General features: G+C 51.2%; 11 protein-coding genes. 4 read left to right on the forward strand and 7 right to left on the reverse strand.

Annotated elements, in window-relative coordinates; genetic code table 11:
- Positions 1-65 precede the first annotated feature (65 nt).
- Both ACTHSP_RS06130 and mutL read left to right on the forward strand, forming a co-directional pair.
- On the forward strand, positions 66-548 hold the full coding sequence (locus ACTHSP_RS06130; RefSeq protein ID WP_003683615.1) for a GNAT family N-acetyltransferase: 483 nt from the start codon (positions 66-68) through the stop codon (positions 546-548).
- Positions 549-584: 36 nt separating this feature from the next.
- Complete coding sequence (gene mutL / locus ACTHSP_RS06135; protein WP_440345812.1) at positions 585-2,561, forward strand: DNA mismatch repair endonuclease MutL; 1,977 nt, start codon at positions 585-587, stop codon at positions 2,559-2,561.
- 56 nt (positions 2,562-2,617) lie between these two features.
- Here the strand turns inward: mutL and kdsA are convergent, their stop codons facing one another.
- The 3 genes from kdsA to ACTHSP_RS06150 form a co-directional block, all read right to left on the reverse strand.
- Positions 2,618-3,460: a 3-deoxy-8-phosphooctulonate synthase gene (kdsA, locus tag ACTHSP_RS06140; protein WP_049351548.1), complete on the reverse strand. Its 843-nt coding sequence runs from the start codon at positions 3,458-3,460 to the stop codon at positions 2,618-2,620.
- A 74-nt stretch (positions 3,461-3,534) separates the two neighbouring features.
- The gene (gene panD / locus ACTHSP_RS06145; protein ID WP_003678944.1) at positions 3,535-3,918 is read right to left on the reverse strand and encodes an aspartate 1-decarboxylase; all 384 of its coding nucleotides are present in this window, start codon (positions 3,916-3,918) and stop codon (positions 3,535-3,537) included.
- Between the two features lie 78 nt (positions 3,919-3,996).
- On the reverse strand, positions 3,997-5,538 hold the full coding sequence (locus tag ACTHSP_RS06150) for a YdgA family protein (protein WP_049351547.1): 1,542 nt from the start codon (positions 5,536-5,538) through the stop codon (positions 3,997-3,999).
- 175 nt (positions 5,539-5,713) lie between these two features.
- Here ACTHSP_RS06150 and ACTHSP_RS06155 point away from each other — a divergent pair, with 175 nt between their 5' ends.
- Both ACTHSP_RS06155 and trpD read left to right on the forward strand, forming a co-directional pair.
- The gene (locus ACTHSP_RS06155; protein ID WP_440345813.1) at positions 5,714-6,304 is read left to right on the forward strand and encodes an aminodeoxychorismate/anthranilate synthase component II; all 591 of its coding nucleotides are present in this window, start codon (positions 5,714-5,716) and stop codon (positions 6,302-6,304) included.
- An 88-nt stretch (positions 6,305-6,392) separates the two neighbouring features.
- The gene (gene trpD / locus ACTHSP_RS06160; protein WP_049351345.1) at positions 6,393-7,421 is read left to right on the forward strand and encodes an anthranilate phosphoribosyltransferase; all 1,029 of its coding nucleotides are present in this window, start codon (positions 6,393-6,395) and stop codon (positions 7,419-7,421) included.
- Between the two features lie 65 nt (positions 7,422-7,486).
- Here the strand turns inward: trpD and ACTHSP_RS06165 are convergent, their stop codons facing one another.
- The 4 genes from ACTHSP_RS06165 to ACTHSP_RS06180 form a co-directional block, all read right to left on the reverse strand.
- Entirely contained in the window at positions 7,487-7,735 is a 249-nt protein-coding gene (locus ACTHSP_RS06165) for a CsbD family protein (protein WP_049351346.1), read from the reverse strand.
- Between the two features lie 120 nt (positions 7,736-7,855).
- Positions 7,856-8,422 carry an SGNH/GDSL hydrolase family protein gene (locus ACTHSP_RS06170; RefSeq protein WP_440345814.1) on the reverse strand — a complete coding sequence of 189 codons (567 nt, stop codon included), beginning with the start codon at positions 8,420-8,422 and terminating at the stop codon, positions 7,856-7,858.
- A 122-nt stretch (positions 8,423-8,544) separates the two neighbouring features.
- Positions 8,545-8,802, reverse strand: coding sequence for a hypothetical protein (locus tag ACTHSP_RS06175; protein WP_440345815.1), 258 nt, complete (start codon positions 8,800-8,802; stop codon positions 8,545-8,547).
- An 86-nt stretch (positions 8,803-8,888) separates the two neighbouring features.
- On the reverse strand, positions 8,889-11,027 hold a 2,139-nt coding region (locus ACTHSP_RS06180), incomplete at its 5' end, for a heavy metal translocating P-type ATPase (RefSeq protein ID WP_440345816.1).

The following is an 11,027-nucleotide window of genomic DNA, read 5'->3' on the forward strand; positions in this document are numbered from 1 at the left end:
CCACTTTTTCAGACGGCCTTTGATTGCAAAAGGCCGTCTGAAATCAATTTTTCCGACCATCCGCCATGAGCCTTCTGACCATCCTCCGTCCGGCAACCGAAAAAGACTGCCAAGCTATACACAACGCCCATCTGCATGCCGTTCAATACGCCTGCATTCGCTGTTATGATGAAACTATTATGCACACATGGGAAAGTCTGCTCGACATCAACAGCTATTTGGAAACCATCTCCGATAAAAACAAAGCCTTGTGGGTGGTCGAATACAAAGGGCTGATTCAAGGCTTCTTCCAAGTCGATTTCAAAGAAGCGCAACTGGACGCCTTATACGTCCATCCGCTCTTCCACAATCTCGGCTTGGGTACGGCCCTGCTCAGCCGCGCCGAAGAAATGGCACGAAATGCAGGCCTCAGCTTTCTCAAACTGTATGCCTCGCTCAATTCCGTACCTTTCTATCGCCTCAATCGTTATGAATCGCTCGGTACTGCCGTGTTGCAGCTGAACAAAACCGTCCGCGTCGAATGCGAATTGATGCGCAAATACCTGTAATTTTCCCTTCCGCCGTTGCTTTTTTGAAAGAAACCGATGTCCCGAATTGCCGCACTGCCCGACCATCTTGTCAACCAAATCGCCGCCGGCGAAGTGGTTGAACGCCCTGCCAACGCTCTGAAAGAAATCGTTGAAAACAGTATCGACGCAGGCGCGACAGCGATTGATGTCGAGCTGGCCGGCGGCGGTATCCGCCTGATTCGCGTCAGCGACAACGGCAGCGGCATCCACTCAGACGACATCGAGCTTGCGCTCCACCGCCACGCCACCAGCAAAATCAAAACCTTAAACGATTTGGAACACGTTGCCAGTATGGGCTTTCGTGGCGAAGGTTTGGCCAGTATCGCCTCAGTCAGCCGCCTGACCCTGACCAGCCGTCAAGAAGACAGTTCACACGCGACCCAAGTCAAAGCAGAAGACGGCAAACTCAGCAGCCCCACCGCCGCCGCCCACCCCGTCGGCACCACCATCGAAGCTGCCGAACTCTTCTTCAATACCCCTGCGCGGCGCAAGTTCCTCAAATCCGAAAACACCGAATACGCCCACTGCGCCACCATGCTCGAACGCCTTGCGCTGGCGCATCCGCACATTGCCTTCTCACTCAAACGCGACGGCAAACAAGTGTTCAAACTTTCTGCACAAAGCCTGCATGAACGTATCGCCGCCATTGTCGGCGATGATTTTCAGACGGCCTCATTGGAAATTGACAGCGGCAATGGCGCATTGCGGCTCTATGGCGCGATTGCCAAGCCGACTTTTGCCAAAGGCAAAACCGACAAACAATACTGCTTCGTCAACCATCGTTTTGTCCGCGACAAAGTCATGCTCCATGCCGTCAAGCAGGCATACCGCGACGTATTGCACAACGCGCTGACGCCTGCTTTCGTCCTCTTCCTCGACCTGCCGCCCGAAGCCGTGGATGTCAACGTCCACCCGACCAAAACCGAAATCCGCTTCCGTGACAGCCAACAAGTACACCAACTCGTGTTCCACACGCTCAACAAAGCCCTTGCCGACACGCGCGCCGACTTGACCGAAAGCGTCAGCAACGCAGGCGAAGTGTTGCATGACATTACCGGCGTTGTCTCCACCCCAATGCCGTCTGAAAACGACAGCGAAAATCTGTTTGATAGCGCATCTAACTACCCGACGGGCAACAAACCCGATACACGCAATGCCTTTGGTTCATCAGGCAAAACCGCGCCTATGCCTTACCAAGCCGCGCGTACACCGCAACAACGCAGCCTGTCCCTACGAGAAAGCCGCGCGGCCATGAATACTTATGCCGAGCTCTACAAAAAAACCGACGACATCGACCTTGAGTTGAGCCAATTCGAACAGGCACGTTTCGGCAATATGCCGTCTGAAATGCCTACTCCCAAAACAGATACGCCGCTTTCAGACGGCCTTCCATCACAATCCGAACTGCCGCCGCTCGGTTTTGCTATTGCCCAATTACTTGGCATCTACATTCTTGCCCAAGCAGAAGACAGCCTGTTGCTCATAGATATGCACGCTGCTGCCGAACGCGTCAACTACGAGAAAATGAAACGCCAACGTCAGGAAAACGGCAACCTGCAAAGCCAGCGCCTGCTTATTCCCGTAACCTTTGCCGCGTCCCACGAAGAATGCGCCGCCCTTGCCGATCATGCCGAAATGCTGACAGGCTTTGGCTTGGAATTGTCCGACATGGGCGGCAATACCCTTGCCGTCCGCGCAGTTCCTGCCATGCTCGGTAAAGCCGACGTCGTTTCGCTGGCCAAAGATGTATTGGGCGAACTCGCCCAAGTCGGCAGCAGCCAAACCATCGAAGAACACGAAAACCACATCCTTGCCACCATGTCCTGCCACGGCTCAGTCCGCGCCGGCCGCCAGCTTACGCTGCCAGAAATGAATGCGCTCCTGCGCGATATGGAAAACACCCCGCGCAGCAACCAGTGCAACCACGGTCGTCCGACTTGGGTCAAACTGACTTTAAAAGAATTGGATGCGTTGTTTTTACGCGGACAGTAACGCCGATAAAAAGGCCGTCTGAAAATGCTTTCAGACGGCCTTTCAACTATTCGCCCTTAACGAATATCCATAGGTGCAAACGATTTCACGGTTTCATCAATCGCTTTAACACGGGTCAGGAAGTCTTCCAATTGGGCAAGCGGCAATGCGCTTGGTCCATCGCATTTGGCTTGGTCGGGATTGGCATGAGATTCAAGGAACAAACCGGCCAATCGGGTTGCCATACCGGCAAGTGCCAAGTCCAATACTTGGGCGCGACGTCCGCCTGATGCGGCGGCACCAGATTCGCGCGTTTGCAGGGAATGGGTGACGTCAAAAATAACGGGCAGGTTGTTACACGTTTTTTTCATCACACTAAAGCCGAGCATATCCACTACCAAGTTGTCGTAGCCGAAGTTTGCACCGCGTTCGCACAAAATGATTTGCTCGTTGCCTGCTTCTTGGAATTTCTCCACAATGTTTTTCATTTGAGACGGGCTGAGGAATTGCGGTTTTTTGATGTTGATGACATTGCCGGTTCTCGCCATTGCCACCACCAAATCGGTTTGGCGCGCCAAAAAGGCAGGCAGCTGGATGACATCGCAGACTTCAGCAACCGGTTGGCATTGGTAAGGCTCGTGAACGTCGGTAATCACGGGAACGTTAAACTCGCGTTTCACCGCTTGAAAAATCTTCATGCCTTCGTCCAAACCCACACCGCGGAAAGAGTGAATAGAAGAGCGGTTTGCCTTGTCGAAAGAGGCTTTAAACACGTAAGGGATGCCGAGTTTATCGGTTACTTTAACGTATTGATCACAGGCTTTCAGCGTAGAGTCGAGGTCTTCAAGGACATTGATGCCGCCGAAAAGGGTAAAGGGCGCATCGTTGCTGACGGTGATGTTGTTGATTTGGATATTCACGGGAAAGCCTTTCAGATAAGTTGAATTTGGGAAACAGGCCGTCTGAAACGTTTCAGACGGCCTTTGTTTGAATATTACAACACGGTGTGCGGCGGCTCATAAGAAATCACGTCGCGGATTTTATTGTTCTCATCGACGAGGACGACTTTCGGCTCATGCGCTGCAATTTCGGGTTCGGACAACATAACGTAAGACATGATAATCACGATGTCGCCTTTTTGAACCAAACGCGCGGCCGCGCCATTGAGACAAACGACACCACTGCCGCGTTCGCCGGGGATGGTGTAGGTTTCAAGGCGTTCGCCGTTGTTATTGTTGACGATGGCGACTTTTTCGTTAACGCAAATACCTGCCGCATCCAGCAGGTCTTGGTCAACGGTAATGCTGCCGACGTAGTTGAGGTCGGCTTCGGTAACGGTGGCACGGTGGATTTTGCCGCCGAGCATGGTACGGAACATGGGTTTCCTTTTTGATTGTGGGTTGATTTGCGGTTTTAACTTCTGGGAAGTTAAAACCGCTGTTTGTGTGATTGAGGATTAGTTATTGGGAAAGTCTGCTTCGTCAAACTCAGGTTCTGGGTCGCTTTGCAGGACTTTTCCGTTTAATTTCAACTCGCTGTTTTGCAGAGTCAGATGGGTTTTGACATTATTGTCTTCTAAGGTCAGATATTTCTCGCTTGCCATGCTTTTAATGGTGCTATCCACCATCAGGCGCAAGGTTTCGTTGATATCGTCGATGCTGGCGCGGCCTGCGGCTTCATCTTCGGTATTAACGCTAAACAGGCTGCTTGCTTGGTTGACGGCGAGCTGCTCCAACAATTTTTGCGGTACGCTCATGTTGAAGTCGGCTTCGGTTTTCTTCAGCATATCGCCCAAGTTGTTGAGGTCTTTGGCGGCCAAACCTTTAAACGCAAGCTTGCCGCTGACATCGACATCGCCATGAGGCATAGTGAATTTGAAGGTTTTGACGTTCAAAACCGGATTGTTGGTAAACAGGCCTGAAGCCTCGTTTTTGGCCGTCTGAATCAAGGAAGCCTGGATTTCTTCTTCGCTCATTTTCTTCACGGACACTTCGGCAATTTTGTTTTTCAATGCCAGAAGTGATGCGGCATCCAAATGCTCGGCAGCAACATTGATGTCCAGAGGGCCGTATTTATCTTCGCCATAGGTCAGGCTTTCAAATTGGAAGCGGCCTTCGCTGTTGATGAATTTATCGACTTCGCCGGTCTGCGTATCGAAACGCAGTTTGCTGACTTCGATTTTAGACGGAGCAATCGTGCCGGTTGGATTGATGAATGCACCGATTTGCAGGTTGGTCACAAGGTTGACCAGTTCGTTCAACTTAACGTTGTAATCGATGTTTTCTTTCCATTGCAGCAGGAATTTATCCAGCGTAATGCTGCTCTTGCCCAAAGAAAGTTTGGTCAGGCCGTCTTCCGTTTCGGATTGGAAGCGCAGGTTTTCCAAAGACACATCGCCTTTATCGGCCAATTTGACTTGTAAAGACGGCGCAAGGTAATCGTGGCGATAGCTTTTGAAGCCTTGGCTGTAATCGGTATTGCCGCTAAAGCCTTTCCAGTTGAGCTTGATACCGGAGAGCTCTTCATAGTCGAAGGCGGGGATATTGAGGCTGAGTTTGCCGTCGCCGGAAAGGTAAACCGTATTGGTCATGGTCAACGGCGTTTGCTGACCGAAGAAGCGGTCCAAAACTTTTTTGGTTTCCGGATGGTATTGGAACTCGGTTTCCACATGGGCGCGAGTGCCGAAACCGCCGGCAAACGGGCCGTGTGTCACGTGGTTGATGACCGTAATCGGCTCTTGCAGGACGGTTTTCAAATTGTCCGGCAGGTATTTTTGCGTATTTTGAAGCAGGGTCGGCTTGAGGCGGATGACGGTGGTCTCGGTTGAACTGAACCAGCCGCGATCGTATTGGTGGGACTCAACGGTCAGGAAACCGGATTCCTGCAACAGCTTTTGTTGCTCGGTCAGGCTTTCTTCCGCTTTGACACCAAGATAATAAGGCGTGCCGAGCACAGCGGCGACAACAATGGCGGCAGTCGGGATAAGATACTTTTTCATCACTTCAAACAGATTAGGTTCAAAGCGTAAAGCATAGCATTTTTTAGCTGTTTTGTCTTATCCGCCGTTTCAGACGGCCTTTAGGTAAAGATTGTGATATTATGCAAACATAAACGATTTTTACACTTTTGGCAGGCCTTACCCTATCTGCCAAAATGTCATTAAAGGTTTGCAAATGCTTTTATTCATTGATAATTACGACAGCTTCACCTACAACATCGTCCAATACTTTGCCGAATTGGGGCAGGAAGTTTTGGTTCGCTGCAACGATGAAATCACCATCGAAGAAATCGAAGCCCTGAAACCGCAATATCTGGTCATTGGCCCCGGCCCTTGTTCCCCTAAAGAAGCAGGCATTTCTGTTGCAGCCATGCAGCACTTTGCCGGCAGGCTGCCCGTCATGGGCGTGTGCCTTGGCCATCAAACCATGGGCGAAGCGTTCGGCGGCAATGTCGTGCGCGCGCAAACGATGATGCACGGCAAAGTCTCCCCCGTTTTCCATCACGACACAGGCATGTTTAAAGACCTGCCCAATCCGGTCAACTGCACGCGCTACCACAGCCTGGCCATCGACCGCGCCACCCTGCCCGACTGCCTCGAAATTACCGCATGGACGGAAGACGGCGAAATCATGGGCGTACGCCACAAAGAATATGCCGTCGAAGGCGTACAGTTCCACCCCGAAGCCCTGCTGACCGAACACGGCCACGATATGCTGAAAAACTTCCTGGAAGAATTCAAAGACTATCGTCCGCAAAAATCTTAATGAAAGGCCGTCTGAAAGGTGTTTGACAGTGTTCAAACCGCATTTTCAGACGGCCTGAATCACATCGGACACGAACAAAGGAAAAATCATGATTACCCCTCAACAAGCGATTGAACGCCTCATCAGTAACAACGAACTTTTCTACGATGAAATGACCGACCTCATGCGCCAAATCATGAGCGGCCAAGTTCCGCCCGAGCAAATCGCCGCCATCCTGACCGGCCTGCGGATTAAAGTTGAAACCGTTTCCGAGATTACCGCCGCAGCCAGCGTGATGCGTGAATTTGCCACCAAAGTGCCATTGGAAAACGCCGATGACTTGGTCGATATTGTCGGCACGGGCGGCGACGGTGCCAAAACTTTCAATATTTCCACGACTTCCATGTTTGTCGCGGCTGCAGCGGGCGCGAAAGTCGCCAAACACGGCGGCCGCTCCGTTTCTTCATCCAGCGGCGCTGCCGATGTCATGGAACAAATGGGCGCCAACCTCAACCTCAACCCCGAACAGGTTGCCCAAAGCATTCAGCAAACCGGCATCGGCTTTATGTTCGCGCCCAACCATCACAGCGCCATGCGCTATGTTGCCCCAGTCCGCCGCTCGCTCGGCTTCCGCAGCATCTTCAATATCTTGGGCCCGCTGACCAACCCTGCCGGTGCGGCAAACCAACTGTTGGGCGTATTCCACATCGACTTGTGCGGCATTCTTTCCCGCGTATTGCAACAGCTTGGTTCCAAACATGTTTTGGTTGTGTGCGGCGAAGGCGGTTTGGATGAAATCACGCTGACCGGCAAAACCCGCGTTGCCGAACTGAAAGACGGCAAAATCACCGAATACGACATCAGCCCAGCCGATTTCGGCATGGAAGTCCGCCGCAATTTAGACGAAATCAAAGTCGAAAACGCGCAAGAATCCCTGCAAAAAATGAACGAAGTGTTGGACGGCAAAGCCGGTGCCGCACGCGATATCGTCGTCCTTAATGCCGCTGCCGCGCTCTATGCAGGAAATGTGGTTGCTTCGCTGGCAGATGGTGTCAAAGCCGCTCAAGAAGCCATCGACTCCGGCAAAGCCAAAGCCAAAAAAGACGAATTTATCGAATTTGGCAAACAGTTTGCCTAAACTTTAAAACCATAAAACAAAGGCCGTCTGAAAAATCTTTCAGACGGCCTTTTATTCTTTAAATATTAAAATTTTCTTTTAATATCATTAATTAAGCTTTCAGCTTTTTCTTTGGCTTCATCAACCAAATGCTCGGCTTCTTCTTTGCCTTTTTGCAAAACATCGCTGCCTTTTTCTTCAATGTTGCCGACCACTTCTTTTACTTTGCCAACGCCTTGTTGAATCAAGCCCTCAGCTTCAAGTTTAGCATTGCCGGATACGTCTCCAACCACTTCTTTTACTTTACCGCTGATTTTATCTAATTCGCCGCTCATGGCCATACTCCTAGATTAAATGTTGATAAGAATTAGTGCTTCATTACCTGATATTGGGAACTTTGCTTTAGCTTTAAAGGCCGTTGAAAGCCAAAACATGACAAAACGAGTTAAGTAGGGTTAGTCCATCTGTTTCAATATTGCTTCGGCTACTGCCTTGCCTATCATCTTACTGCCGAACTCATTGAAATGAAGTCCGTCACACAGCATCACATCAGTCAAATCCTGCCCAAACATCAGACTGTATAAATCGTTGACGGCAAAACCATATTGCCTTGCCAAATCCTTAGCCACAAGGTTATAGGCCTTCAAGTCGTCCAGATAACGGCGCGAGGGTTTGACGATATTGTGTACGCTTTCCAAAAAGGGCGTGCTGCTCGCCCAAATAATTTTTGCACCTGTCTGTTTCAGATAATCAAAAATTCGGGTCAGGTTGTTGCGGTAGGTTTCTATATCGGCCACCGGCTCATTACAGCCTTGATTGTGACGGATGTCGTGCAAACCGCAGTTGATGTGGATAATGTCTCCCACAGTCGCGCCCTCTGTCCATTGCCCGATATGCTCTAGCACATCATACGACGAGCGGCAGTTTTCCGATGGAGAAACAATATCCGCCTCAGGCAAAGCGGCGCGTGTGTAAGGCTCCGATGTAAGCCGAACGGAATCGCCGATTAAGTAAACGGTCATTTTTGTTCTCCTCCCTTTATTTGAACCAACAGCAAGGCCGTCTGAAATATCACTTATATTATTATAAGAGTGCTATTTCAGACGGCCTTAACTTCAGTCAAATTCTATCGTTAAATCATAAATTAATGCTGACTGTTTTTATAAAAATCAATTAATTGCTTGGCCTGCAACATGGGTAGGCCAAAATGGTCGCTCACGACTTTCAAATCCTTCCACTCCTGACCAGTCAGATTCTGCCCAACCCATTTGAGGTTTTCCGGATTGCTTTTGATTTTCTCAAAATACGCCTGCTTGCGTTTCCAGTTGCGCGACCACACCAGCAACATGGTAAAAATACATAAAACAATCAATACAATATTGGTAAACAACATCATGTCCATACGACAAACTCCCGCTTGAGTCTCAAAATCAGAAAATATGAATTAAAGGCCGTCTGAAAAACAGTCTTCAGACGGCCTTTATATTATCACTCAATCTTCACCCGTTTCAGGCGTAAGGCATTACTCAATACCGAAACCGAGCTTGCTGCCATTGCCGCACCTGCGATAACAGGGTTTAGAAAGCCGAGTGCGGCGAGCGGGATGCCCAAGATATTGTAGAAGAAGGCGAAAAACAGGTTTTGCTTGATGTTTTTCAAAGTTGCCTGCGATACCAGCAGGGCATCGGCGAGTTGGTTGACCGAATGCTGCATCAGCGTGGCGGATGCGGTGTGTTCGGCAACGTCCGCACCGCCTTTCATAGCGAAGCTGACGTTGGCGGCAGCGAGCGCAGGCGCGTCGTTGATGCCGTCGCCGACCATTGCCACGGTTTTGCCGGCGGCTTTGAGTTTTTGCACTTCGGCGGCTTTGTCGCGCGGACTCATGTTGCCGAAGGCGTGTGCGATGCCCAACTGTTTGGCGACATATTCGACCGTGCCTTGGTTATCGCCGCTCATGATGTAAACATCGATATTGTGTTTTTTCAGACGGCCTATGGCTTCGGCGGTATCGGCTTTCAATGCGTCGGCAAGTGCGAATGCGCCGATAGGTTTGTTGTCAACTGAGACTGCAACAATGCTTGCAATATCCCAAACGCCGTCTGAAAACTTCGGCAAGGTCAGTTCGGCAAATTCGGCTTTGCCTGCTTTCAGCAAACCCACGCCTTCCACTTCGGCGGTAATGCCTGCGCCGACAACGGTTTGTGCGTTTTGTGCGGTGGGAATCTCCAAGCCGCGCTCTTGGGCGGCGGAAACGATGGCTCGGGCAAGCGGATGAGCGGCGTTTTGTTCGACGGCAGCGGCGATGCAATACAAATCGTCTTCGTCAAAGCCGCTGTCGGGAACACAATAAACGGCGGCAACCTGCGGCCTGCCTTCGGTCAGCGTGCCGGTTTTGTCCAACACGACGGCATCGACGTGGGCAGCTTCTTCCATTGCCGCCGCGTCTTTAAACCAAATGCCGTGTTTCACCGCCTTGCCCATGCCGACCATAATCGCGGCAGGGGTTGCCAGACCAAGCGCGCACGGACAAGCAATCACCAAAACGGCAACGGCATGCATCAGCGCAACCGTCCAATCGCTTTTAATCAGCCAAGTAACGATAAAGGTCAAAAGCGCGATGCCTACGACGGCAGGCACAAACACCGCCGCCGCTTTATCGGCTACGCGCGCAATCGGTGCTTTACTGCCTTGTGCTTCAGAGAGCGCGTTCATCATGTCGCCGAGCAGGGTTTGGCTGCCGAGCTGTGTGGCGCGGTACACCACGCTGCCTTCGGTCATCAGCGCGCCCGCTAACACTTTGCCGCCCGCCTTTTTCTCTTCGGGATTGGATTCGCCGGTGAGGTGGCTCTCGTCCGCCCAGCCGCTGCCGCTTTCGATAATGCCGTCGGCGGCAATGCGTTCGCCGTGATTGGCGCGGATAAGGTCGCCGATTTGTACTTGGTCGATGGGCAGTTGTTTCCATTCGCCATCGCGTTGCACGTTCACTTGGGTCGGCGTGAGTTTCAGCAGTAGGCCCAAGCTGTTCAGGCTGGATTTTTTGGTGCGGTGTTCCAAAAATTTACCCAGCGACACAAAACCGATCACCATCACGCCTACTTCAAAATACACGTGTGCCATGCCGTGCGCCGCGTGCGGGCTGAAAAACAGCATATAAACGGAATACAGGTAAATCGATACCGTGCCGATGGTAACCAACACGTCCATGTTCGCCAACCCGCCCTTAATGCTTGCCCACGCGCTTTTGTAAAACGGCACCGCCAGCCAAAGCTGCACCACGCTCGCCAGCGCAAACTGCCATACAGGCGGAATCATCCAATCGTGCCGCCCGATCATCATGCCTGCCATGCCAATTAAAAACGGAATATTGATGGCCAACAAAAGCCACAGCCTCCAGCCAATATGATGTTCTGCTTCAGGTTGCGGCAATGTATCTTCCGTCTTTTCCTTCGCGCCGTAACCGGTTTTCTCAATGATTTTGGCAATGTCGGCTGCGGAGGTTTTGCTGTCGTCAAATGTAACCTGCGCCTCCTCGCTGGCAAAGTTCACCCCCGCCGATTCGACAAAATCTTTTTTGTTCAACACTTTTTCAATACGCGAAGCGCAGGCCTGACAGGTCATGCCTTCGAT

The organism is Neisseria sp. P0001.S005, assembly GCF_051963715.1.